We start from the raw sequence: 24762 nt of genomic DNA, 5'->3' as shown, positions 1-24762 counted from the left end.
ACACTTACGCGCCATACAAAAAATTGGTAGATTCAAATCATTGGGCGCAACACATGTGAGAAGTAGAACCGGAGGCGACCGGCATGTGCAGGATTTTCGGCTCCTTCGCCGCCGGGGCGGCCCGCCCCGAGCCGGCCGAGCTCTCGGCGGTCTCCGCCCGGCAGCGACACGGCGGGCCCGACGAGCACGAGGTGCTCAGCGGGACCGGCTGGTCGCTCGGGTGCGACCGGCTCGCCGTGACCGACCCCTGCGGCGGACAGCAGCCCTACCGGCTGCCCCATCTCCCCGGGATCGTCGCAGTCCTCAACGGCGAGATCTACAACCACGCGGAGCTGCGGCGCGACCTCGCGGCGCGCGGCCACCGCTTCCCCGACCTGTGCGACGGCACGGTACTGCCCGCGCTCTACGCCGAGTACGGGCCCGGCTTCGCCGAGCGGCTCGACGGCATGTTCGCGGTGGCGGTCCTCGACCTCCGCTCTCCCCAACTCGTCCTGGCCGTGGACGACATGGGCATGAAGCCCCTGCACTTCCACCGCTCCCCGGACGGCGCCCTCCGCTTCGCCTCGGAGATCCCCGCGCTCCTCGCCTTCGAGGGCGTGCGGATCGACCCGCGCGAGGACACCCTCGACACCGTCCTCGCCACCCGCACCCCTTTCTCCACGCGAACGGCCCTCGACGGCATCAGCGTCCTGCCCCCCGGAGCCACCGCCGTCGTACGGCCCGGTCGTGAGCCGCTCGTCCGGCGCCGCACCCCGCACCGCTCCGCCCCTGCCGACGGCCCGCACCCGGCCGCGCCCACCGAGGACGTACTGCGCCGCGAGGTCAGGCGACTCGCCCGCGCCGAGGTGCCCGTCTGCGCGATCACCAGCGGCGGGCTCGACTCCGGTCTGGTCACCGCGCTGGCGGCGGAGTACGCCCGTGAGACGGGGGCGCCCGCGCTGCACAGCTTCCATCTCACCTACCGGGGCAAGTGGCCCGGCTCCGAGCACACCCACGCCCGCGCCGTCGCCCGCCGCGCCCGGACGGTCCACCACGAAGTGGTCGTCGACCCGGACGAGTTGGGCTCGCTGCTGACGCGCACCGTCCGGCACCTCGGGCAGCCCAACGCCGATCCCATCGCGCTGAGCACCTACGCGTTGTTCCGGGCCGTACGGCAAGCGGGCTTCACCGTCGCCCTCGCGGGTGACGGGGCCGACGAACTCTTCGGGGGGTACGAGCGGATGCGCGACGCCCTCCAGGCGCCCCCCGGCGCCGACTGGGCGGCCGCCTACGCGGACGCGCTGTCCGCCGCGCCCCGGATGGTCCGCGAGCACCTCTACACATCCGCGTACCGCGCCCATGTCGCCGACCAGGGCTCCGCCGCCGACCGGATCGAGCAGGAGTTGCGCTCGGCGCGCACCGACCGGCTCACCGCGATCACCGCGTTCGAGACCCGCTGGCGGCTGCCCGCCTATCACCTCCGCCGCGTCGACCACCTCAGCATGGCCTGGGCGGTCGAGGCCAGGCTGCCGTTCTGCCAGCCGGCCGTCGCCGCGCACGCCCGTGCCCTTCCGCCCCCCGCCCGTCGCGGCAAGCGGGCGCTGTACGAAGCGGGCCGCGAGCTGCTGCCCGCGTCCGTACTCAACCGGCCCAAGCAACCGTTCACCCTCCCCGTGGCGGCGATGCTCACCCCCGGCAGCCCGCTGCTGGAACCCGTACGGGAGCTCCTGTCGCCGGCGCGGCTCCGGCGCGGCGGCAAGGTGCGGCCCGAGCGGGTGCAGCGGCTGCTCGCACGCCAGCTGGAGCGCCCCTCGGACCGGGACGCGCTCACCCTGTGGGCGCTGGCCGTCCACGAGCTGTGGACGGAGGTCGTCCAGGGGATGCGCATTCCGGTCGGCTGCGCGGCGTGATCGCCACGGTGGTGCGGGCCGTGGACGCCCCCGGCCCGACCCTCGTGGTGGAGCTCTCCGCACTCCCGCGCGGGGCGCTGGCGCTGCGCGCGGAACTCGCCGAGCTGCGAGCGGTGCTGGCCCCGACCCCGTACGCCCGTCTCAACAAGATCGCCCTCTATGGGCGTGCCGGGCGCCCGGACCGGGACCTGGACTACCGCTTCGTCCAGGCGCTTCCGGGCGGAGACTTCGACTTCCGTACGGGCTGCGGCCACTCGCTGCTGGCCTGCGTCAAGGCGTCCGGGCTGCCGGGGGCCGTGTCGGTACGAGCGGTGACCACCGGCGACGACGTCCTCTGCGAGCCCGAGGAGCCGCCCGCCGGGGAGCCGCCTGCCGAGGAGTCCGGACCGGTGTCCGGCAGCCGGGCGGTGACCGCCGCCCACGCCGAGCGGCTGCGCCGGCTCGTCGGGCGGCCGCTGACGCGGACCGATGCCCTGCTCGGCGAGGCCGGGAATCGGGAAGGACCGGCAGCACCCGCCCACACCCTGCACTTCCTGCGCGCCCCCGGCGCACCCGGCACGCTGCCCACCGGGCGGCCCCGCGACGTCCTCGGGTCTGTCCCCGTCTCACTCGTGCGGTACGGCAACCCGTACGTCTTCGTCGACGCCGCCCACCTCGGGATCCACGGCCGCGACGCCCTGTTCGCGGCCGGGGAGCCCACCCAGCGGCGGCTGCTCGCCCTGCGCGCCGCCGCCGCCCGTGTCCTGGGGCTCCCCCCGCACTCCGCCCTGCCGAAGATCGCGGCTTTCACGGGCAGCGGGGGCCGTACGGCCGTCAGGGCCGTCACCGTCGGCGGCTGGCACCCGTCGCTGGCCCTCACCGGCGCCGCCGCCCTCGCCGCCGCCGCGGGGCTGCCCGGTACGGTCGTCCCGCCGGTGGACGGCACCGTCGACACGCCCGGCGGGCCTGTCACCCTCTCCGCCGGACCCGACCGTGTGAGCGTGCACCACAAGCGCGCCGAGATCCTCGACCGGCTCGACCTGCCGTGGCGTATCCACGCAACGGCGTGAATGCGCAGGTCTCTCACCGGGCCGTTCCCTTCTTCCCTCTGTCACGCTGAAGTCGCATCACCGCCGCCCTCAATTCCGAAGGCCACGGCGGGAATTCGACCGCATTCGCGTCCCAGTGGGGAGACCAGACGAGGATGACATTCGAGAACATGCGGGTCGTGGTGACCGGCGCCTCCCGCTATTTCGGCCGCGCGCTCGCCATCGGATTCGCCCATCTCGGGGCCGAGGTCTATGTGTCGGCCCGTACGGTCGAGGCCGCCGAGCGCACCCGTACCGAAGTGATGGGCTCCGCACGCGACCGTATCCACGCCTTCGGCTGCGACCTGAGCCGGCCGGCCGAGATCAGGGAGTTCGCCCGCCGGGTCGGCGAGCACACCGACCGGGTGGACCTGCTGGTCAACAATGGTGCGCGCTGGCTCGACGGGATGGACCTGGAGGCGGCGTCGGACGACGAGATCGTGGAGACGATCGAGTCGACGGCCGGTGGCACGGTCCTCATGGTCAAGCACTTCCTGCCGCTGCTCAGGTCGTCGCAGCGCCCCGACATCGTGAACATGGTGGCCGTGCGGGACGCCGAGGGCTCCTCCGCGTCCGCCGCGCACGAGGCGTTCTGGACGGCGAAGAGTGCCCAGGCCGGATTCGCCGACATTCTCTCCCGGCGGCTGCGCCCGTCCGGTGTCCGGGTGTTCTCGCTCTATCCGCCGGACTTCTCCACCTCCGATCCGCGATTCGCGGAATGGGAGGGCGCGGCGCCCGACGAGAAACTCACCACCCAGGCGCTCTTCGAATGCATTGTCTACGCGGTCGAGCAGCCGCGCGACTGCTTCATCCGCTCCTTCCATTTCGAACCTCGCTGAGCACCCCGCACGACAGCGTCAAGGAGGTCCCATGAGCACCCCTGTCTGGATCACCGCGACCCCACCCGCCACCCACGGCGAACTCCACATCGGTCATCTCGCCGGACCGTACGTCGCCGCCGACGTCCTCTGCCGCTATCTGCGCGCCGAGGGCGAGGCGGTGCTGTTCACCACCGGTACCGCCGACCACGCGAGCTCGGTCGAGGTGCGCGCGCTGCGCGCCGGGCGCAAGCCGGAGGAGGTCGCCGAGGGCTACCGGGCGGCGATCGCCGCGGACTGGCTGCGCTCCGGTGTCGCGTTCGACCACATCGTGCGGCCGCGCCAGGACCGCGGCTACGGCCGCTGGGTGCAGGACCTCTTCCAGCGGCTGTACGCGGAGGGCGTCATCGCCGCCCGGACCCGGCTGCTGCCGTACTGCGAGCCGTGCGAGCGCTGGCTGTACGGCGCGCACGTCACCGGCTCCTGCCCGCACTGCGGTGCCCTCAGCGACGGCGGAATGTGCCACGAGTGCGCCCGGCCCAACGACGGCGGCGACCTCGTCCATCCGCGCTGCGTGCTGTGCGACACCCCGGCGCTGCCCAAGCGCTGCCGTCGCCTGTATGTCCCACTGGAGCCGTTCCGGGACGCCCTCGCGGAGTACTGGGACGCCACCGGCCTCCCGCCGCGCCTCGCCGCGCTGTGCGAGTCGCTGGTCGAGGACGGCCTGCCGGACATCGCGGTGACGCACCCGGCCGACTGGGGCCTCGCGGTCCCGGTCGACGGCTTCCCCGAACACCGGATCGACGGCTGCTTCGAAGCCGCGGCGATGCATCTGTTCGGCTACGGCGAGGACCGGTCGCTGCCCGAGCGGGCCATCCACTTCTGCGGCTTCGGCCATGTCTTCTGCCACGCCGTGCTGCTGCCGGTGCTGCTCCTCGCGCAGGGCATCAAGCTGCCGCAGGACTTCTGCGTGAACGAGTCGTACGTCATCGACGACCGGACCATCACCACCGGTGCCGACTCCGTCTCCCGCCACAAGCTGTGGGCGCTGGACCTGCTCACCGAGTACGGCTCCGACACGCTGCGGCGCCATGTCCTGCAAGCCCGTCCGCTGGGCCGGCGGACCGCCTTCCACGTGGACAGGCTGGCAGCCGCCCGCCAGGAGCTGGACGAGAACTGGAACAGCTGGCTGTCCCGCCTCTTCGCGTCCGTGCGTGAGGAGTGCGCCGGCCTCGTTCCGGCGGCGGTGCCCGGTGGCACCGGCTGGGACGTGCTGGAGCGGCGGTTGCTGCGGGGCGTGGAGGACCTTCGGGAGGCGTACGGCCCCGATGCGTTCGATCCGCGCCGGGCCGTCGCCGTGCTCGACGAGATGGTCCGTTCGGTGGCCGACTTCGGTCACGTCAACGCCCACGAGGTGTGCCGTCCGACCACCGCCTGCCGGCATCTTCCGGCGCTGGCGGCGCAGTTGGCGGTGGCCTCGGCGCTCAGCGCCTGGGCGCGGCCGGTGATGCCGGAGGGCGCGGACCGGCTGGCGGCGGCGCTCAGGGGCGAACCGGGCCGCCCGGTGTCCGCGGCGGCGCTGACCGCACCCGCCCCGGGAACCCGGCTAGCACCCCCGTCCGGACCCGTCTTCGGTTTCTGAACCCCACTGCCTGATCCCGACTGCCTGATCCCCTCGGCCTGATCCCCACCCCCTGACCGCCGCTCCCCGCTTCCTGAATCCCGGCACAACCCCCACCCGCCGCGTGGCCGTGCGTCGTCGGCACAGCCATCCGGCGGCGCGGGGACACGTGGCCCGTCCGTAGGAGCTCCACGTGTCCCTGCGCGTCGCCATGCTCAGCGTCCACACCTCGCCGCTGCACCAGCCCGGTACCGGGGACGCGGGCGGCATGAACGTCTACATGGTCGAACTCTCCCGCGCCCTCGCCGAACAGGGCGCCGAGGTCGATCTGTTCACCCGCTGCCGTGGCGAAGGCCACCCGCCCCGGGTGGACCTCGCCCCCGGCGTGCGGGTCCGCCATCTGCACGCGGGCCCGCGCGAGGCACTCCCCAAGGAGGCCATGCCCCGCCTGGTGGTGCCGTTCTCGCTGGCGCTGCTCAAGGCGGACCGGCGCTACGACCTGGTCCACTCGCACTACTGGCTCTCCGGGCAGGCCGGGCGGATCGCCTCCACGGGCTGGCGGATACCGCTCGTGCACACCGCGCACACCCTGGCCCGGGTGAAGAACGCGGCCCTCGCCGACGGCGACACCCCCGAGCCCGAGCTGCGGATCCGCGGCGAGCACCAGGTCATCGGCAGCGCCGACCGGCTGATCGCCAACACGGCCGACGAGGCCCGGGCGTTGCGGACGCTGTACGGCGCCGCTCCCCGCCGGACCGAGGTGGTCCGGCCGGGCGTCGATCTGCGCACCTTCGCAGTGGGGGAGGGGCGGGCGGTGGCGCGGGCCCGGCTCGGGCTGCCGGCCGACGCCTTCATCCCCTTGTACGCGGGCCGCATCCAGCCGCTGAAGGGCCCCGATGTGCTGGTGGGCGCCGTCGCGGAGCTGCTTCGCACGGCTCCCCGGCTGCGCGGGCGGCTGCTCGTGCCCGTGGTGGGCGGGCACTCGGGGGCGGGGCGGCGAAGCGGCTGGGAGGAGTTGGCGCGGGAGCTGGGCGTCATGGATGTGCTGCGGCTCTGCCCTCCCGTACCGCAGTCGCGGCTGGCGGACTGGTACCGCGCGGCGGACGTCCTGGTGGTGCCGTCGCGCAGCGAGTCGTTCGGGCTGGTCGCGCTGGAGGCGCAGGCCTGTGGAACTCCGGTCCTGGCGGCGGCCGTCGGTGGTCTGCCGACGGCCGTACGGGACGGGGTGACGGGGATGCTGGTGCGCGGGCACGACCCGGTGGAGTACGCGCGCCGGCTGCGGTGGTTCGCGGAGCATCCGCAGGCGCGCGTGACCATGGGGGAGGCGGCGGTGCGCCATGCCCGGGGCATGAGCTGGCAGGTGGCGGCGGCGCGGACGCTGGAGGTGTACGGGGACGCGCTGGCGGCCCGGCGTGAGCGTGCGTACACGAGCGGGGCAGGAGCGGCGGCACGCTCCTGCCCCTCCGGCCCCTCTCTCCTGGAGGAACGAGAAGGCCGGAACTCCAGCCTAGCATCTCTTTTGGTCTAACCAAAGGAATGGTGAAGTGCGGATCTGTGAATTCCGCGTTGTCGCATCCACGCCATGGCGGGTCCACGCATGGAGGAACTCTGGATTCGTTTCGGGGGGCGGGCAAGAATGGAGATGTCTTCGAGGGAAGCCCGGCGGCACGGGCCCCTAGAAGGCGGAATTCACTTTCCAACTTCCTGGAGGAATCATGTCTGCTGTGCGTATCGCCGGAATTCGCAGGACCACCCGCCAGTTCGCCGCCGCGCTCCTGCTGTGTACCGCGGTCGCGGCGGGTGCGGCGGTGGCCACCGCACCGGACGCGGCCTCGGCTTCCCCGCAGGCGGTCGCCGTCGGCGCCGACAACGACTGGCCCCATGTCACGCCCGCCCCCACGAACTGACGTATTCAGGAGCCGAATTCACACCGACGCGTCAACGGCACTCATGAAGGCCCCGGATCGCGCTGCCACGCGTTCCCGGGGCCTTCATTTTTTCCTTGAGGGCGTACTGCTGAATCCCGCATTTCGCAAGAGGGCGATCGGCCCGGCACGGGGGCGGGAGATCATTCGATCCAGCCGAGGCGAACAGCGCGCACCCCGGCCTCGAAGCGACTCGAAGCGCCCAGCTCCTGCATCAGTTCCGAGAGCATGCGGCTGACCGTCCGAAGCGAGACGCCCAGACTCCGGGCGATCTTCTCGTCCTTCATTCCGGAGGCCAGCATCTGCAGCGCGGCCCGCTGCTGTTCGGACAGCCCGTCTCCGCCCCGATCGGGTGCCACGTCGTCGCCGTACGGGGTGGCGGTGTGCCAGCAGTGCTCGTACAGCGCCAGATAGGACCGCACGAGCGCCGGACCGCGGGCGAGGACCGCGCCCTCGCCGGGGTTGTCGGGCCTGATGGGAAGAATCGCGAACTGCTGGTCCGCGATGATCAGGTTCATGGGGATGAAGCCGGCGAGACGAATCTCCACTCCCACCTCAACGCGCCGCCTGAGGAGTTCGGCCACCTCCGGCGTGGCGGCGTCCTGCCGGCTGTACACGGCGCGGACGCGTACCCCGTTCTCCACCTGGCGGCGGTCCCGGTCCAGCATGCGCTCGGGGATCTGGCGGTTGAGCCCGCCGGGGTGCAGGGAGACCAGGCTGCCCTGGATGACATCGGTGATGTCCTCCAGTACCTGCTGGATGCGCCGGTAGTCGGTGAGCGTCTCGACATCGACCTCGGAGTGGGCGAGGGATCCGGCGCGCAGGAAGGTTCCGGCCAGGGTCTCCAGAGTGCTGTACGCCCGGTCCGCCTCGGCGAGATGCTCGCGCAGCCGTTCGCGCTCCCGCTCCAGGAGCCGCAGCAGCGCGATCTCGGGATCGATCACGGCGACGGTGTCGGCGTCGGCCTTCCAGCTCACGTCCTGGAGGTCGAAGCGACTGGCGTGGGTGGCCGTCGTCGGCGCGATCAGACCGAGCGAGATCAGTTCGGTGCGACATCGCTCGTACTCCTCGGGCGCGAGCCCCAGCTCCGAGCAGACGGCCTCGAAGCTCGACACGCCCCGCTGACGCAGGGCCTGATAGAGGGTCAGTACCAGGTCGGTGGAATCCCTGCCGACGACCTTGCCGCCCGTCGTGACCATGGCGAAGTGACCCCCCTCGTCTTCCGAGTCGCCCCGTCTCACCTTGTCACACGGCTGAACGGGTCCCCCTGATGCCGATCTTGGATGTGACACGCGTCACCTACGCGTCGGGCGTGCCCGTGTTCCCGTCCAGCCAGCCCAGCCGGGCCGCCTTCACCCCCGCCTCGAAGCGGCTCGCCGCCCCCAACTCCTGCATCACCTCGGAGAGCAGGCGGCTCACCGTGCGCAGGGAAACGCCCAGATTGCGGGCGATCTTCTCGTCCTTGATGCCGGACGCGAGCATGTGCAGGGCGGCCCGCTGCTGCTCGGACAGGCCGTCACCCCCGCGCGGGGGCGCCTCCTCGTCGCCGTACGGGGTGGCCGCGTGCCAGCAGTACTCGTACAGCGCCAGATAGGACCGGACCAGTGCGGGTCCGCGGGCGAGGATCATGCTGGACGCGGGATCGTCCGGGTCGGTGGGGAGCAGGGCGAAGTTCTCGTCGGCGAGGACGACGTTCATGGGGACGACCGGCGAGAGCCGGATGTCCACGCCCAGGTCCGACCTGGCCCGCAGGTACTGGGCCATCTCCGGTACGGCGCTGCTGCGACGGCTGTACATCGCGCGCACGCGGACGCCGCGCTCCAGCTGGCGGCGGTCGTGCTCCAGCGCGAGGTCGGCGTCCTCGCGGCGTGCGGATCCGGTGTGCATCGACTGCCTGCTGCGCCGGACGGTGCCGGTGAGCTCCAGCAGTTCCCGTCGTACGCGGTGGGGGTCGGCGATGATCTCCACCTCGACCTCCGGGCGGGGCGTCGCACCGGCCCGCAGGAACGGCCCCGCTAGCGTCTCCAGCGTGCTGTGGGCGCGACTGGTCTCGGCCAACTGCTCCCGCAGCCGGTCCCTTTCGCGCTGGAGGAGCTGGATCAGGGCGATGTCCGGGTCGACGACGGCCGGTCCGGCGGCGGCCGCGTGGTTCTCCGCGCCGATCAGGCCCAGGGTGATCAGTTCGTCGCGACATCGCTCGCGCTCGTCCGATGTCAGCCCCAGACCCGCGGCGATCTCGTCGAAGGCGGCGTCCGGCCGCGCGCGCAGTTCGAGGTAGACCGCGAGGCCCTGGTCACTTCCCGTTCGCGTTCCGGTCCCGTATCTGCTCACAGCGCAGCAGACTCCCCTCGGATCCTGCGTGGATCCCGTTGAATCGCCCCGCCAGACCTTGCCATACGAGAGTTCGATACGGCTCCGGTTGATGCGCACGCGTGATGCAGGTCACATACTTCGAAGTATGGTTTCCGGTCGCCTGGCCGGAACTCGTCAACCGGCCTCGATGCGACGGCAGTCGGGGCACATGCCCTTGAACACGACCTCGGCCCCGTCCATCTGCCAGCCTGTCAGACCCTTGCGGGGCGGCTTCGGCGCGTCCGCCGCGACGTTCTCCACCCGGCCACACCGCACGCAGAGCGCGTGCTGATGGGGCGGGCCCGAGATCTCGAACACGGCGGGCAGCCCCGGACGGTCGAACTTGGTGGCCAGGCCCGTCTCCAGGAAGTGGCGCAGCATTTCGTACACGGCCTGGCTGGTCAGGGTGCCGAGCCGCTCGCGGGCGGTCGCGGTGATCGCCTCGACGTCCAGATGGCCGCCCGTGGCCAGTACCTGAAGCACTTCGAGGCGCGGCCCCGTGACGCGCAGGCCCACGTCACGGAGGCGCTGGATCACCGCTTCGCGGCCCGTCGGCTCATCCACGACAGCCATTCCTCCGCCACCATCTGCCCTCTGGTGGGCCACCCGGTTCCATCTGGTCGGCCCAAACTTTTGTGGGCATCGTACCTCTTGGCCGACCAGGATGGAGGGGCTCCGGCGCACGGGCGCGGGCCCGGGGGCGGGGTCCCGTGGGGGGATCAGTCGTCGGCCCTGCAGACCAGCAGGACGCTCTCGGTCCGCTCGTCGATCCGGTGCCGGCGGCGGCCCTCGATGTGCAGGCCCGCCGAGTGCAGCTCGGCTGTCAGCCGTTCCGGATCGATGATCCACTTGTCCGTGGTGAGCACCACCCGCTCGGTGCCGCGCTTGCCGGTGCGGGCCGCGTAGTAGGTGATCCGCTCGCTCATGGTCGGCAGGTCGAAGTCCTGCCGGGCCACCACCCACTCCTCGACCCCGTCGAACCGGGGCACCGGGAACGCCCAGCTGCGCCGAGGTTCCTCGGCCAGGCCCGGCAGCAGGTGCGCCGTGTAGTCGAGGGCGAGCGCGCCCCCGGTCTCCAGATGGGCGGCGATCTCGCGGAGCAGCCCCGGCCGGGCCCCAGGGGGGACGGCCGCCACCATCGTGCCGGCCAGCAGGGCCAGCCGGTAGGTGCGCCGGAGGCGCAGCTCCGCGAGATCGGCACGGGTGGCGACCACCAGCCCGGCGACCTGCGGTCCGATCCGCCGCGCCCAGCCCCGGAGCCGCTCCAGGCTGGTGGCGTCGCGGTCGACGGCCTCGACGGTGAAGCCGTGCCGGGCGAAGGGCACGGCGAGCCGGCCCGCACCCGAGCCGAGGTCGAGGACCGGGCCGCCGGTGGTCCGCGCAAGGCTCAGATAGCGGACGATGTCCGCGCTGTGCGGGCCGAGCAGTGCGTCATGGAGCCAGACCGAGTCCTCGTCGACGGGGGAGACGGACTCCAGACCGGGCAGGGTGTCCGGCGTGACGCGCATCCCGGTCCCGGCGCCCGGGGGCGTACCGGCGCCGGTGCCGTATCGGGACGGCAGGACCGGGGCGAGCGCTGCGGGCACGACGGGCAGGGAAGTGCCGCTCGGTGTGTGCATCGCTCCTCCAGGGGCTCGCTCGGTCCGTGCCGTCCGGGCGGGCTCCCGTGCCGCCGGGGCCGCGCCGCTGAGGAGATCGTGTCCTGCGGCGGGCGCCCCGGGCCAGCGAAAGGGGCTGCGTGAACACGCGATGGCGTGGATATGCCAGCGCCTCGGGAGGACGAGGGAGCGCAGGGCGGGCCCGAGCGGGGCCGGTGGGCCGGCCGGTCAGAGCGGGCGGGTGAGGCGGGTCGGAGTGAGGGCGGCGAAGGCGTGGTGGGTGAGGAAGGGGAGGGCCGGGTCCCGCTCGACGGGGAGGCTGATGCGCTGGGCGGTCGCGCCGTGCGCCCGCATCCGGTCTGTCACGGCGGCGAGCAGCGCCGTGCCGATGCCCTCGCGGCGGCGGGCGGGAGCCGTGCACAGGGCGTAGATCTCGCCCTCGTCGGAGACGGGGACGCCGCCCGCCGCCACGCCGACGATCGTGCCCTCCGCGTCGGTGGCGACGAGCCAGCCGAGCCAGCCGGGCGCGCCGCCCGGAATTTCAATTTCCGCCCTTATACGGGGCAGTGCGCATTGCGTGGACACCAGGCGGCCGGCGGGGATTTCGCCGAGTATTTCGCCGTAGCTGTCCCGAATGCCGTCGGCGAGGAGCCTGGATATCGCCGTGGCGTCGCCGGGAGCTGCCGTTCGCACGTCAGCCAGCCGCATTGATTCGTACCTCTCGCCGTGCCGGTCCTGCGCGCCCACAGGCACACAGTAGCGGGGAATTCGACGCGACGGACCCAATGTGAAGTCTACGAATTCGCTTAGTAATTCAAGGAGTTGACGCGAGTCGGTCGCTTCTTCGTGGCGGATGCCGGGATGTCGGGATACCTCAGCCAGGTATCGAACAACAAGCCACGATCAGCGGTGCGACCGCGCCCGCCGCCGCGCCCACGGTGAACAGGCCGCGCAGCACCGGGTGTCCGGCGGACGAGGGAGTCAGGATGCGCCGCATCCGAAGGGCCGCCGACGGCCCGCCCGCCGCGAACGCCCTGCGGGGCGCCTGCCCCGCCGCCAGCGCGTACAGCGCCGTGGCCAGCGCGTCCCGCGAACACCGGCGCAGCGCACGGTCGTCGGCGGCCATCTCCAGGAGCAGCGGTACGGCCCTGCCGCCGTGCCGGGCCAGCGGCAGCCGGGGGAACACGGTGGCGTACGCCCCGGCCGCCGCGACCAGCAGATGGTGACGGCCCGCGATGTGCGCCCGCTCATGGGCGAGCGCGGCGTCCAACTGGGGTGCTGTCAGCGTGTCCAGAGCCGCCGACGAGACCACGACCCGGCGCGATCGGCCCGGCAGGCAGTAGACGGCGGGCCGCGCGTCCTCCAGGACGGTCGCGCGCAGCCGCGGATCGTACCGGCCCACCAGGCGCAGCAGCCCCGCGTGCCGGGAGCGGGCCCGGCGCGCCCGCAGCACTTCCCGTACGAAACCGGCGACCGGCAGCGCGAGGACCGCCAGCGCGGTGGCCGCGGCCAGGCCCTCGCGGCCCGACGGATGCGTCAGCCGGTTCACGGAAGGGAGGCTGAGGGTGAGGATCATGTCGGCGAGACGGTGGCTGCTCCTGCCGGGCAGCAGCAGTTGGGCCGGGAGCATCGCCGCCGAGCAGGCGAAGATCGCGCCGCTCGCCGCCCAGACGGCGAGCGCCAGGCGCGGCACCTGCTGGGCCCAACGGGCCCGGATCAGCATCCAGGGGATCATCATGCCGCTGGCCAGGGCGAGTCCGAGCGGCGGAAGGATGTGGTGGTTCACCGCTCGCCCCCGGGCCTGTCGCGGGCGGGGGCTGGGGTGACGGGACCGCCCGGCTGGGCGCGGCGGGCGGCCCGCAGGGCGGCGTCCAGCGCCTCGACGTCCTCGTGCGACATCCGCTCCACGAACTGCAGCAGCGCGGCCCTGCGGTCCTGGCTGTCGCCGAGGGCGTCCTGCATCAGCGCCGCCGTGTACTCCTCACGGCTGCGGACCGTCTCGTACAGCCAGGCGCGGCCGGATTTCTCGCGGCGCAGCCAGCCCTTGCGGTGCAGGATGTCGGCCACGGTCATCACGGTGGTGTAGGCGACCCGGCGCCCCAGATTGATGTCGTCGACGATCTCGCGGACGGTGGCGGGCCGTTGCCACAGCCACAAGCGGTCCATGATCTCGGCCTCGAGCTCTCCCAGCCGGCGCACGCGCATCCCCCTCGGCCCCCGTCCCCCTCGGGCTCTCGCCCCTGCGGGCGGCTCATCGTACGGGCCGCCCCGTCGGCCCCGATATACCCCCCAGGGGTAGAATGGCTCGATGGCGACCCTCACGCGGGAACTCCTTCCGGCCATGCGAAACCGCCCTTGCGCGAAGGTCTGCGGGCCGGGTCTGCCCGGTTCGGCGGAGCTGGTGCTCCTGAGCCGGGTGCTCGGACTCTGTCTGCGTCTGAGCGTCCGGCTCTCCGCCGACTGTCCTTCGCGCAAGGGCGGTTGAGTGGTGCGTGGGAGTGGCGCGGAGCGGGGGTCTACGTCCTGATCAGCCGGGCGATGGCCTTCGACGCCTCGCCGACCTTGACCCGTGCCTGGTCCCCGCCCTGCGCGATGGCCTCCGTGACGCAGCAGCTGAGGTGCTCGTCCAGCAGGGCCACCGCGCAGGACTGGAGCGCGGCGTTGATCGCGGAGACCTGGGTGAGGACGTCGATGCAGTAGACGTCCTCGTCGACCATCCGCTGGACGCCACGGACCTGGCCCTCGATGCGCCTGAGGCGCCTGATGATGTCTTCCTTGTGCTGTACGTAACCGGCCACGGCGGTCTCCCCGGGGTGGTGAGGGTCAGTTGTCGGCGGCTCGGAAGCCGCGCAGGCGCAGGCTGTTGCCGACGACGAAGACGGAGGAGAAGGCCATGGCCGCTCCGGCGATCATCGGGTTGAGCAGTCCGGCCGCGGCGAGCGGCAGGGCGGCCACGTTGTAGGCGAAGGCCCAGAAGAGGTTCGAGCGGATGGTGCCGAGCGTCCTGCGGGAGAGCCGGATCGCGTCGGCCGCGGCCCGCAGGTCTCCCCGTACGAGGGTCAGGTCGCCGGCCTCGATCGCGGCGTCCGTGCCGGTGCCCATCGCCAGGCCCAGATCGGCCTGGGCGAGCGCGGCGGCGTCGTTGACGCCGTCGCCGACCATGGCGACGCTGCGGCCCTCGGCCTGGAGCCTCTTGACGACATCGACCTTGTCCTGCGGCATGACCTCGGCGATGACCTCGTCGATGCCGACCTCGGCGGCGACGGACTCGGCGACCGCCTTGTTGTCACCGGTCAGCAGGATCGGCGTCAGGCCGAGGGCGCGCAGCCGACGGATCGCCTCGGCGCTGGTCTCCTTGACCGCGTCGGCGACCTCCAGGACCGCGCGGGCCTCGCCGTCCCAGGCCACCGCGATGGCGGTCCGGCCGGCCTTCTCGGCGTCGTCCTTCGCCGCCCTCAGTGCGGCGGGCAGCTCCATGGCCCACTCGGTCAGCAGCTTCTCGCGGCCGACGAGGACGGCGTGCCCGTCGACGACGCCCTGGACGCCGAGGCCGGGGACGTTGGCGAAGTCCTCGGGGGTGGGCAGCGCCCCGACCTGGGCCGCGGCGCCGGTGGCGACGGCCCGGGCGATCGGGTGCTCGGAGGAGTGCTCCAACGCCCCCGCCAGCCGCAGGACTTCGCTCTCCTCGGTGGAGTCGGCGGTGTGCACCTTGAGCAGGGTCATCCGGCCGGTCGTGACCGTGCCGGTCTTGTCCAGGACGATGGTGTCGACCTTGCGCGTGGTCTCCAGGACCTCGGGGCCCTTGATCAGGATGCCGAGCTGGGCACCGCGGCCGGTGCCGACCATGAGGGCGGTCGGCGTGGCGAGCCCGAGGGCGCAGGGGCAGGCGATGATCAGGACGGCGACGGCGGCGGTGAACGCGGCCGTCAGGCCGGATCCGGAGCCGAGCCAGAAGCCGAGCGTGGCCAGCGCCAGGCCGATGACGACCGGCACGAACACGGCGGAGATCCTGTCGGCGAGGCGCTGGGCGGCGGCCTTTCCGTTCTGGGCGTCCTCGACCAGCTTGGCCATACGGGCGAGCTGGGTGTCGGCGCCGACGCGGGTGGCCTCGACGACCAGCCGGCCGCCGGCGTTCAGGGTCGCGCCGGTGACGGTGTCGCCGACGGACACCTCGACCGGCACGGACTCGCCGGTGAGCATGGACGCGTCCACGGCGGAAGAGCCCTCCACGACCGTGCCGTCGGTGGCGATCTTCTCGCCGGGCCGGACCAGGAAGCGGTCGCCGACCTGCAGGTCGGCGGTGGGGACGGTGACTTCGCGGCCGCCCGCCCGTCGCCCGCCACTACCCTCGACCGAGAGCGCTTCGCGCTCCCCCTCCTCGTATCGCAGGACGGTGACCTCCTTGGCGCCCAGCTCCAGGAGCGCCTTGAGCGCGGCACCGGCCTTGCGCTTGGAGCGGGCCTCGAAGTAGCGCCCGGCGAGGATGAAGGCGGTGACGCCGGCCGCGGCCTCCAGGTAGATGTTCCCGGCGCCGTCGGTGCGGGCGATCGTGAACTCGAAGGGGTGCGTCATGCCGGGCGTACCGGCGGTCCCGAAGAACAGCGCCCACAGCGACCAGAGGAACGCGGCGATCGTGCCGACCGAGATCAGGGTGTCCATGGTGGCCGCGCCGTGCCGGGCGTTCGTCCAGGCGGCGCGGTGGAAGGGCCAGGCGGCGTAGGTGACGACCGGGGCGGCCAGGGTGAGCGAGAGCCACTGCCAGTACTCGATCTGGAGGGCCGGGACCATGGCCATCGCGATGACGGGCACGGCGAGCGCGGCCGCCGTGACCAGCCGCTGCCGCAGCGGGCGCAGCTCCTCGTCGGCCTTCTCGGCACCGCCGGCCTCGCCGTCGCCGTCGCTCCCGGTGCGCTCAGGCCGGGGCTCCTGGGCGGTGTAGCCCGTGGCCTCGACGGTCGCGATCAGGTCCTCGACGGAGATGTCGTCGGCGAAGGTGACCCGGGCCTTCTCGGTGGCGTAGTTGACGGTGGCCTCGACGCCGTCCATGCGGTTGAGCTTCTTCTCGATACGGGCCGCGCACGAGGCGCAGGTCATGCCGCCGATGGCGAGTTCGACCTGGGCGGCGCCGGAGGTGGTGGTCGTCATTTCCTGCTCCTCGTTCGGGCGGGAGTGGGGGCCGGGGCCCGGGCTGTACGGGACGGGCCCCGGCGGCCAGGTGGGGCTTTTCCGCTGGTCAGACGCGGCCGGTCAGCTCGTAGCCGGCGTCGTCCACGGCGGCGGCGATCGCGGCGTCGTCGGGCTCGCCGCCGGTGGTCACGGTGACCAGGCCGCCGGCCACGTCGACGTCGACCGAGATGACCCCGGCGAGCTCGCTCACCGAAGTGGTGACGGCGGTCTTGCAGTGTCCGCAGGTCATGCCGGACACGCGGTAGGTGGTGGCGGTGCCTTCGGCGACGGCGACGGCGGTCGTGGACGCGTCGGCGCTGGTGTGGCAGCTGCCCTCGGGAGTACAGCAGGACGACATGGGTCCTCCTCGTTGGTAGGGACACGCGGGAGGGACACGGCCCGTGAGGACCGGTACCGGCCAATACCCTCGGGGGGTATCCGGCTGAGACCATGTATACCCCCCGCCCGTATGGGGCGCAAGCGTCTCCCTCGACTTGACTTGATACCCCCCAGGGGTATGGTGAGGTGCATTGGATCGCTGGACGGGAGAGCAGTCATGAACACCGGAGTGAAGATCACCGCCTTCGCCGCCGCGCTCGCCGCGACCTTCGGGACCGCGTACGGGGTCGGAAAGGGCGTAGGGCCCGTGGACGAACCGAAGAGGCCGGCGCACGCGGACCACGCGGCGGCGGAGCCGGACGCCGGAGGCGGGCACGGCGGGCACGACGAGGCGGCCCAGGCGCCGGCGGCCGGAGGGCTCCAGGTCTCGGAGGGCGGTTACACGCTCGCCCTGGACACGCCGAAGATCGCGAACCGGGGCGTGCTGACGTTCTCGGTCAAGGACGGCGGCGGCCGCAAGGTCACCGCGTACAAGACCGCGCACGGCAAGGAGCTGCACTTCATCGTCGCCTCGCGGGATCTCACGGTCTATCGCCACCTCCACCCGGTGCGGGCTGCCGACGGGACCTGGTCGACGCCGGTCGACCTGCCCGCCGCGGGCGCGTACAAGGTGTTCGCCGACTTCACGCCCGCCGCCAAGGGCGCGAAGGGCGTCACGCTCGGCGCGGACCTCTCGGTCCCGGGTGCGTACGCGCCCCAGCCGCTGCCGGCCGCCGCGCCGACGGCGACCGTGGAGGGCTACCAGGTCGCCCTCGGCGGGACGCTGGACCCCGGGAGGCCGGGCGGGCTGAAGCTCACAGTCAGCCGGGGCGGCAAGCCGGTGACGGACCTGGAGCCGTACCTGGGGGCGTACGGGCATCTCGTCGCCCTGCGCGAGGGAGACCTCGCCTACCTGCACGTCCACCCCAACCCCGGCGGCCCCGGCCCCGACGTCTCCTTCACTGCGACGGCGCCGAGCGCGGGCGCGTACCGGCTGTTCCTGGACTTCCAGCACGAGGGGAAGGTGCGGACTGCGGCCTTCACCGTGCACGCGGGCGGGCATGGGGACGGCGCGGCCGGGCAGGGGAGCGGTGCGGGAGGCCACTCGCACGCGTAGGCTGGTCATTGGACTAGACCTGTAGCTTCGGCCTGCGGGCCGGACCCTGTGGCCGATCCTCGGCCGTCTCCATGGAGGAATGGGCTCAATGAGCAACCGTGCAGTGCTGGAGGTGATCGCCCTCGACGCGGAGGACGCGGTCGCGGCCCAGACCGGCGGGGCGGACCGCCTCGAACTGGTCACCGACATGGCGGCCGACGGGCTCACCCCGTCCGTGGAGACCTTCGCGTCGATCCGCGCCGCGGTGGACATCCCCCTGCGCGTGATGCTCAGACTGGCGGACGGCTTCGCGGCGGGTGATGTCGACGCCCTGGTGGAGGCGGCCCGTGCGCTGCGCGCGGCGGGCGCCGACGAGTTCGTCCTCGGCTTCCTGGCGCCGGACGGCTCGCCCGACCTCGTGACGGTCGAGCGTCTAGTCGCCGAACTCGACGGCTGCCGCTGGACCTTCCACCGGGCGATCGACCGCGCGGCCGACCGCGACGCCCTGCGCAAGCAGCTCGCGGACCTGCCGGGCCTGGACACCTACCTCACGGCGGGCTCCCCGGACGGCGTCGAGGACGGCCTGCCCACCCTGATCGCCGAGGCGGCCCGCCACGACGAGCCCGGCTACGAACCGCAGATCCTGGTGGGCGGCGGCCTGCACCTCCCCCACGTGCCCACGCTCCGGGCGGCCGGCCTCACCGCCTTCCACATCGGCGGCGCGGCCCGGCCGAAGGGCTGGTCGTCCCCGGTGGACCCGGAGGCGGTCCGCACCTGGCGCAGGGCGCTGGACGCCTGAGCCTCCGGGCGTCGGCCCGGGCACGGGGCCGGACGCCAACGTCTCTCGCCCGTCCGAGCGGGACCCGGGCCAAGACTGGGAGCCGGATCATGGCGCAAGGGCCCGGAGCCGGGCCGGGGCCAAGACCCCGAGCCGGACCCGGGCACGGGGCCGGACGCCAACGTCTCTCGCCCCTCCGAGCGGGACCCGGGCCAAGACCCCGAGCCGGACCCGGGCGCTGGGCCGGACGCCAACGTCTCTCGCCCGTCCGAGCGGGACCCGGGCCAAGACTGGGAGCCGGATCCTGGCGCAAGGGCCCGGAGCCGGGCCGGGGCCAAGACCCCGAGCCGGACCCGGGCACGGGGCCGGGCCGTCGTGGACCGGTCGCGCCGGCCGCGGGCGCACGCCCCCGAGTCGGCCGATCGACCGCCCTGCGCGTGAGCGCGTGTTCGCCCCGGACCCGGCCCGGCGGCCCCCTCCCGCCCGAACGCCTCCCGCCCCATCGGCGTACGGCCGGGGCAGGGGTCGGGGGCGGGACGGCTCAGGCCGTCAGGTGTCCCAGGACCGAGCGGACCGCGTGTTCCACGGCCTCGCGGGCCTCCTCGGGGTGGTCCACCGTCTCGAACCCGTGGTGGCCGTTCGGCACGTCGATCACCTCGACCCCGGCCCCGCACTCCTTCGCGGCGGTCAGGAACTCCTCCACCGTCGCCGCGATCTCCGCGTGCTCCAGCCCCACCCGGGTCAGTACGACCGGCAGGCGCCCCGATGTCCTCAGCGCGGCCGCGGGCCGGAACCGCGAGTCCGAAAGCCCCCAGTTCGCGAGCGGAGCGAGGATGGGGTAGGTCGCGGCCACGCACCGCAGCCACGCCGGGGGCGTCGCGAGCCAGTCCGCCGACAGGATGCCGCCACCGGAGAAGAACCACAGGGCGACGCGGTCCGGGTCGACGCGCGGATCGGCGCGTACGAGCTCCACCGCTTCGGCGATGAAGTCGGCCGCGCGGCCGTAGTCACCCAGTCCGTGCAGCGGGTGGTCCAGCGTCACGCCGACCGCCCCCTGGCTCGCCGCGTACCGGCCGTAGCCGACGAAGGCCGGCCAGTCGCGGGGCGTGGGCCGCGCCTCGGCCGGGACGGGACCGCCGTGGACGAAGACCACCGCCGGACGGGGCCCGTCGGCCTCGGGCAGATGGAGGTCGACCCCTCCCACGCGTTCGCGAGGCATGTCCGGAACGTCCAGGAGGAAGGGCCGAAGATGCGGGGGCTGTTCGCTCGTGACGGTCAGCCGGCGCCCCTCTCCCGCGGCGGCCCGGAGCAGTACGTCGGCCAGTTCACCGGGGACGGAGAGCATCGGCCAGTGCCCGGTGGGAAGTTCGAAGAAGCCCACGCGCGGATCGGTGAGCCCCTTGAAGCGAGGGTCGCCCAGGGCCGCCACGGCCTCGACGACGCCGATGCTCGACCCGTTGGCGGTGCACAGGATGCCGGTCGTCGGCACCTCGGCGGCCGCCCCCGACAGCCGCAGTGGCTGGGTGAGCGTGCCCAGCGGCTGGGGTGCGGCGAGACGGACCAGGCGGGCCAGCGCCTCCTCGGAGACGCCCGCCAGGCTGCCCCGGGCCGGCCATTCGTCGGGCGCCGGCGGGGGAACCCGCCAGCCGTCCTCGGCCCCCTGGACGACCCGGTCGCGCACCGCGGGGTCCGGCATCAGGTCGAGTACCGACTCGCCGTCCTGCGGCAGACCCGCGTCGAGGTAGACGATCCGGGCGATCCGGTCCGGGCGCCGGTCGGCGGCGCCCAGCACCGGGTGGATGCCGATGCCGTGCCCGACGATCACCACCTCCGGCGCGTCCACATGGTCGATCAGCCGCACCAGATCCTCGATGTGCGTGTCCAGGTCCGTGTCCGGCCCCGCCAGATGGCGGCGGTCACCCATGCCCGTGAGCGTCGCCGGGTGCGCCTCGGCTCCCGCCTCCCGCAGCCGCGCGGCCACGTCCCGCCAGATCCAGCCGCCGGTGCAGCCGTCCGACACCAACACGAACGTCGTCATGAACGCCTCCTCGTATGCCCTGGTCCGCCCGACCGGCCCCGGGGGGCCGTCCGCGCTCTCGCGTACCGTAGGAACTCCCCCTGAGGGAGGTTCAAGTCGTGTTTCCTGACGGCATGTGGAGCATCGGAGAGCTCGCCGAGCACGCGGGCGTCACCATCAAGACCGTCCGCTTCTACTCCGACCGCGGTCTGCTGCCGGAGGCCGCCCGCAGTGCCGGGGGCCACCGCCGGTACGGCCCGGAGGCACTCGACCGGCTCCGCCTGATCCGCTCACTGCGCACCCTGGACCTGCCGGTCCCGGAGGTGGGCCGGGTCCTCGAGCGGGAGGACGCGCTGGAGGGCGTCATCGCGGGACAACTGCGGGAGCTCGGTTCGAAGATGGCCGCACTGCGCTGGCGGGAGGCCGCCCTCCGACTCCTCCAGGACTGCACCGCCGAGGAACGCGCCGACCGGCTGCGTCTGATCGGTTCCATCTCCACCCCGCCCAGCACGGACTCGCTCGCGCGCTTCTGGCGGCGGTGGCTGCCCGCGCGGCTCCCGGCCCGGGTGGCCGCCGCGGTCGTCGAAGCGGCGGTTCCGCAGCCGCCCGCGGATCCGACCCCGGCGCAGGTACTGGCCTTCGCCCGGCTGCACGCCCTCACCTCCGGCGGTTGCGGCGGATCCGACCCCTGCCAGCCCGCGGTCCACCGGCCCGACGAGGGCTACCGTCCGGCCGTGCTCTACGACGGTCTCGCGGAGGCGTACGCGCTGGCGGCGGCGGAGATGCGGGCCGAGCGGGCACCGCGCGCGGGCGAGGCGCTGGACTGCTTCGTCTCCGCCTACGCCCGATCACGCGGCACGCGGGACACTCCCGCCTTCCGCCGCGTGCTCAGCGGCCAGCTCGCGGCGGACCCCCGGATCGACCGCTACTGGCAGCTCACCGCCGAGCTGACCGCCCCGCCGTCGGGCCCCCCGGCGCCGACCCCGGGATCCACCCACGACTGGCTCTGCGCGGCCCTGGAGAAGTGAGGAGCGGGGCGGGGGGTCACCCCGCCGTTCCCTTCCGCTGCTCCCGCTCCAGGCCTTCCGCCAGGACCTCGGCCAGATGCCGTGCCGCGTAGCCGCCCAACTGCCCCAGCTGCGTGCGGCAGGAGAAGCCGTCCGCCAGGAGTTCCGTGCCGGCCGGGGCCTCGCGGACCGAGGGGAGCAGCCGGTCCTCGGCACAGGCCACCGAGACGTCGTAGTGACCCCGCTCGAAGCCGAAGTCGCCCGCCAGGCCGCAGCAGCCGCCGCTCAGGTCGCCGACCAGGCCCGCCCGTTCGCGCAGCCGGCGTTCCGCCTCGACGCCGAGGACCGCGTGCTGGTGGCAGTGGGTCTGGCCGGCGACGGGGCGGTCGACGCGGGGCGGCGTCCACTCCGGGGCGTACTCCTCCAGGGTCTGGGCGAAGGTGCGGACGGACGCCGCGAGGCGGGCGGCCCGGGGGTCGTCGGGCAGGAGGGCCGGGAGGTCCGTCTTCAGGGTCGCCGCGCAGCTCGGTTCCAGGACGGTGACCGGTACGCCGGTGTCCAGGAGTGGCTCCATCGTGCCGAGGGTGCGGCCCATGACCCGGCGGGCGCGGTCGAGTTGACCGGTGGAGACATACGTCAGGCCGCAGCAGACCCGTCCGGGCGGCAGCCGGACGCCGAGGCCCGCGGCGCCGAGCACCGTCACGGCCGCACGGCCCACCGAGGGCGAGAGGAACTCGGTGAAGGTGTCCGGCCACAGGACGAGCGAGGCGCCCGGGTGGCCGTTCCGCTTCCACCACGCGGTGAACGTCTCCCGTGCCAGGCGCGGGATCTCCCTCTCCCGCGCGACCCCTGCCACCCGTTTGCCCAGGGACGCGAGCGTGCCCACGCCCGCCGCCGCGTTCAGCAGCCCCGCGAAGGGCGCCGCCGCCCGCAGCCACCGCGGGAGGCGGCCCATCGAGTAGTGGGACGCCGGCCGGCGCCGGCCCGTGTAGTGGTGGTGGAGGAACTCCGCCTTGTACGTGGCCATGTCGACGCCCACCGGGCAGTCGCTGCGGCAGCCCTTGCAGGCCAGGCAGAGGTCCAGCGCCTCCCGTACCTCCCGCGAGCGCCAGCCGTCCGTGACGATCTCGCCCGCGAGCATCTCGTGCAGCAGCCGCGCCCGGCCCCGCGTCGAGTGCTGTTCCTCGCCCGTCGCGCGGAACGACGGGCACATGACCTGGGCGCTCGGACCTCCGTCCGTCACACGGCATTTGGCGACTCCGACGCACCGGCGTACGGCCGCCGTGAAGTCGCCGCCGTCCTGCGGGTAGGCGAAGGCGGTGCCGATGTGCGCGCGGGGCAGCACCTCTAAGCGCAGGTTCTCGTCCAGCCGGTGCGGGCGGACCAGCATTCCGGGGTTCATGCCGCCCGCCGGGTCCCAGACGTCCTTGGCCCGGGCGAAGAGGCCGACCATCTCCGGCCCGTACATCTTCGGCAGCAGCTCCGCCCGCGCCTGCCCGTCCCCGTGTTCCCCGGAGAGCGATCCGCCGTGGGAGACGACCAGGTCCGCCAGGTCGTGCGAGAAGGAGCGGAACCGCCCCACGCCCTGCCGGCTCAGCAGATCGAAGTCGATCCGGACGTGGATGCAGCCGTCGCCGAAGTGCCCGTACGGCGTCCCGCGCAGCCCGTACCGCGCCAACAGCGCCCGGAATTCTCGCAGGTACGGTCCCAGCCGGGCCGGCGGCACCGCGCAGTCCTCCCACCCCGGCCAGGCTTCGGTGCCGTCGGGCATCCGGGTCGCCGTGCCCGCCGCGTCCTCCCTGATCCGCCAGAGCGCCCGCTGCCCGGCGGGATCGGAGACGACCGTGCCGTCCACGGTGTCGAAGGAGACGGCGCGTACGAGCGCGGCGGCCCGCGCCCGCGCCTCCGAGGGAGCGGAGCCGCCCGTTTCGGCGAACAGCCAGGCGCCGCCGCGCGGCAGGGCGCCCGGGTCGGGGACCAGGTCCCTCGCCATGCCCTCGACGGTCAGCGGGCGGTGGGGGAGCAGCCCGGGGGCGGCCTGTGCGGCGGCGCTCTCGTCGGCGTACCCGAGGACGGCGAGGGCGCGGGCGGGCGGTGCTTCGACGAGGCGGACGACGGCCTCGGTGACGACGCCCCAGGTGCCCTCGCTGCCGCAGAAGGCGCGGGCGAGGTCGGGACCGTCGGGGCCCTGCTCGGGGAGGAGTGCGTCGAGGGCGTATCCGGAGATCCGGCGGGGCAGGCCGGTGGGGAAGCCGGTGCGCAGCAGGGCGAGATGGGAGTCCACCAGCTCGCGCAGGCCGTCGGGAGCGCCCGACCAGCCCTGTCCGAGCCGGTGCGCCGCACCGCCGTAGGTGTGGACCGTCAGCGCGGCGATGTTGTCGGCGGTCGTCCCCCAGGCCACGGAGTGCGCGCCGCAGGCGTTGTTGCCGATCATGCCGCCGAGGGTGCAGCGGCTGTGGGTGGAGGGGTCGGGGCCGAAGGTGAGGCCGTGCGGGCGGGCCGCCGCGCGCAGCGTGTCCAGGACGACCCCGGGCTGGACGACCGCCGTGCGTGACTCCGGGTCCAGCTCCAGGACGGAGGTCAGGTGGCGGGTGAGGTCGAGGACGACGCCGGTGCCGGTGGCCTGACCGGCGATGGAGGTGCCGCCGCCGCGCGGCACGACGGGGACGCCGTGGTCGCGGCAGACGGCCAGCACCGCGGCCACGTCGTCCGCGTCGCGCGGAGCGACGACGCCGAGGGGCACGCGCCGGTAGTTGGAGGCGTCCATGGTCACCAGGGCCCGCGCGGCGGCGCCGAAGTCCACTTCACCGCGCACGGCGGCCCTCAGTGCTCGCTCGACCTCGCGCTGTTCAGCCATGGGGCAAGGATGCCAACGGGCCGGGCGGGGCGGCTCGCGGACGACCCGGCGCACCGTCCGTGTCGTGTTCTCGCCTGTCGAAAAAGGCCACAAGACCTTCCCAAACTGATCGTCAACTCTCCTATAGTGACCACGAATTGATCGTGAATCGACGGCTCGGCTGACACCTCACCCCCCGACTCCACCCCAGAGG

At 73.3% G+C, this 24762-nt stretch carries 22 protein-coding genes; 10 read left to right on the top strand and 12 right to left on the bottom strand.

The genetic code is table 11. From position 1 onward, the window contains the following. Positions 1-83: 83 nt before the first annotated feature. The 6 genes from asnB to ACZ5VC_RS21990 all read left to right on the top strand — a co-directional run bounded on the left by asnB (position 84) and on the right by ACZ5VC_RS21990 (position 7302). Positions 84-1889, top strand: a complete 1806-nt coding sequence (gene asnB, locus ACZ5VC_RS22015) for an asparagine synthase (glutamine-hydrolyzing) (protein WP_469121706.1) — start codon at positions 84-86, stop codon at positions 1887-1889. Then, complete coding sequence (locus tag ACZ5VC_RS22010; protein WP_469121705.1) at positions 1886-2938, top strand: PrpF domain-containing protein; 1053 nt, start codon at positions 1886-1888, stop codon at positions 2936-2938. The genes asnB and ACZ5VC_RS22010 overlap by 4 nt, the downstream gene beginning before the upstream one ends. A gap of 134 nt (positions 2939-3072) precedes the next feature. Further along, entirely contained in the window at positions 3073-3795 is a 723-nt protein-coding gene (locus ACZ5VC_RS22005; protein WP_468711951.1) for an SDR family oxidoreductase, read from the top strand. Positions 3796-3826: 31 nt separating this feature from the next. Next, on the top strand, positions 3827-5416 hold the full coding sequence (locus tag ACZ5VC_RS22000; RefSeq protein WP_469121704.1) for a class I tRNA ligase family protein: 1590 nt from the start codon (positions 3827-3829) through the stop codon (positions 5414-5416). Between the two features lie 190 nt (positions 5417-5606). After that, on the top strand, positions 5607-6923 hold the full coding sequence (gene mshA, locus ACZ5VC_RS21995; protein ID WP_469121743.1) for a D-inositol-3-phosphate glycosyltransferase: 1317 nt from the start codon (positions 5607-5609) through the stop codon (positions 6921-6923). Between the two features lie 187 nt (positions 6924-7110). Then, positions 7111-7302: a hypothetical protein gene (locus ACZ5VC_RS21990; protein ID WP_469121703.1), complete on the top strand. Its 192-nt coding sequence runs from the start codon at positions 7111-7113 to the stop codon at positions 7300-7302. A 161-nt stretch (positions 7303-7463) separates the two neighbouring features. Here the strand turns inward: ACZ5VC_RS21990 and ACZ5VC_RS21985 are convergent, their stop codons facing one another. The 7 genes from ACZ5VC_RS21985 to ACZ5VC_RS21955 form a co-directional block, all read right to left on the bottom strand. Then, positions 7464-8519 carry a helix-turn-helix transcriptional regulator gene (locus ACZ5VC_RS21985; protein WP_469121702.1) on the bottom strand — a complete coding sequence of 352 codons (1056 nt, stop codon included), beginning with the start codon at positions 8517-8519 and terminating at the stop codon, positions 7464-7466. A gap of 100 nt (positions 8520-8619) precedes the next feature. Further along, positions 8620-9651, bottom strand: a complete 1032-nt coding sequence (locus ACZ5VC_RS21980; RefSeq protein WP_469121701.1) for a LuxR C-terminal-related transcriptional regulator — start codon at positions 9649-9651, stop codon at positions 8620-8622. Positions 9652-9807: 156 nt separating this feature from the next. After that, positions 9808-10236: a Fur family transcriptional regulator gene (locus tag ACZ5VC_RS21975; RefSeq protein ID WP_469121700.1), complete on the bottom strand. Its 429-nt coding sequence runs from the start codon at positions 10234-10236 to the stop codon at positions 9808-9810. Positions 10237-10391: 155 nt separating this feature from the next. Further along, positions 10392-11291: an SAM-dependent methyltransferase gene (locus tag ACZ5VC_RS21970; protein WP_469121699.1), complete on the bottom strand. Its 900-nt coding sequence runs from the start codon at positions 11289-11291 to the stop codon at positions 10392-10394. Positions 11292-11498: 207 nt separating this feature from the next. Then, a complete protein-coding gene (locus ACZ5VC_RS21965; RefSeq protein WP_469121698.1) occupies positions 11499-11978 on the bottom strand; it encodes a GNAT family N-acetyltransferase in 480 nt (159 codons plus the stop codon). A gap of 166 nt (positions 11979-12144) precedes the next feature. Beyond that, complete coding sequence (locus ACZ5VC_RS21960; protein ID WP_469121697.1) at positions 12145-13056, bottom strand: M56 family metallopeptidase; 912 nt, start codon at positions 13054-13056, stop codon at positions 12145-12147. Beyond that, complete coding sequence (locus ACZ5VC_RS21955; protein WP_469121696.1) at positions 13053-13469, bottom strand: BlaI/MecI/CopY family transcriptional regulator; 417 nt, start codon at positions 13467-13469, stop codon at positions 13053-13055. Before ACZ5VC_RS21955 ends, ACZ5VC_RS21960 begins: the two co-directional genes overlap by 4 nt. A 109-nt stretch (positions 13470-13578) precedes the next feature. On the opposite strand from ACZ5VC_RS21955, the gene ACZ5VC_RS21950 reads away from it, so the two are divergent. Continuing rightward, positions 13579-13755, top strand: a complete 177-nt coding sequence (locus ACZ5VC_RS21950; protein WP_469121695.1) for a hypothetical protein — start codon at positions 13579-13581, stop codon at positions 13753-13755. Between the two features lie 31 nt (positions 13756-13786). On the opposite strand, the gene ACZ5VC_RS21945 is transcribed toward ACZ5VC_RS21950, so the two are convergent. The 3 genes from ACZ5VC_RS21945 to ACZ5VC_RS21935 form a co-directional block, all read right to left on the bottom strand. Further along, on the bottom strand, positions 13787-14068 hold the full coding sequence (locus ACZ5VC_RS21945) for a metal-sensitive transcriptional regulator (protein WP_468711962.1): 282 nt from the start codon (positions 14066-14068) through the stop codon (positions 13787-13789). 25 nt (positions 14069-14093) lie between these two features. After that, on the bottom strand, positions 14094-16415 hold the full coding sequence (locus ACZ5VC_RS21940) for a heavy metal translocating P-type ATPase (RefSeq protein ID WP_469121694.1): 2322 nt from the start codon (positions 16413-16415) through the stop codon (positions 14094-14096). A gap of 88 nt (positions 16416-16503) precedes the next feature. Then, positions 16504-16794, bottom strand: coding sequence for a cation transporter (locus ACZ5VC_RS21935; RefSeq protein ID WP_468711964.1), 291 nt, complete (start codon positions 16792-16794; stop codon positions 16504-16506). A gap of 198 nt (positions 16795-16992) precedes the next feature. Between ACZ5VC_RS21935 and ACZ5VC_RS21930 the strand changes: the two genes are divergently transcribed. Both ACZ5VC_RS21930 and ACZ5VC_RS21925 read left to right on the top strand, forming a co-directional pair. Next, the gene (locus ACZ5VC_RS21930; protein ID WP_469121693.1) at positions 16993-17931 is read left to right on the top strand and encodes a hypothetical protein; all 939 of its coding nucleotides are present in this window, start codon (positions 16993-16995) and stop codon (positions 17929-17931) included. Positions 17932-18019: 88 nt separating this feature from the next. Next, positions 18020-18709: a copper homeostasis protein CutC gene (locus ACZ5VC_RS21925; protein WP_469121692.1), complete on the top strand. Its 690-nt coding sequence runs from the start codon at positions 18020-18022 to the stop codon at positions 18707-18709. Between the two features lie 520 nt (positions 18710-19229). On the opposite strand, the gene ACZ5VC_RS21920 is transcribed toward ACZ5VC_RS21925, so the two are convergent. Next, entirely contained in the window at positions 19230-20726 is a 1497-nt protein-coding gene (locus tag ACZ5VC_RS21920; RefSeq protein ID WP_469121691.1) for an alpha/beta hydrolase, read from the bottom strand. A 113-nt stretch (positions 20727-20839) separates the two neighbouring features. On the opposite strand from ACZ5VC_RS21920, the gene ACZ5VC_RS21915 reads away from it, so the two are divergent. Beyond that, complete coding sequence (locus tag ACZ5VC_RS21915; RefSeq protein WP_469121690.1) at positions 20840-21733, top strand: helix-turn-helix domain-containing protein; 894 nt, start codon at positions 20840-20842, stop codon at positions 21731-21733. A gap of 16 nt (positions 21734-21749) precedes the next feature. Here the strand turns inward: ACZ5VC_RS21915 and ACZ5VC_RS21910 are convergent, their stop codons facing one another. Continuing rightward, positions 21750-24569: an FAD-binding and (Fe-S)-binding domain-containing protein gene (locus ACZ5VC_RS21910; RefSeq protein WP_469121689.1), complete on the bottom strand. Its 2820-nt coding sequence runs from the start codon at positions 24567-24569 to the stop codon at positions 21750-21752. Positions 24570-24762 lie beyond the last annotated feature (193 nt).

The sequence above is a fragment of the Streptomyces sp. NPDC033174 genome (genome assembly GCF_055577795.1).
Note: the sequence above shows the minus strand (reverse complement) of the source record. Positions and strands in the feature narration are given on the sequence as shown.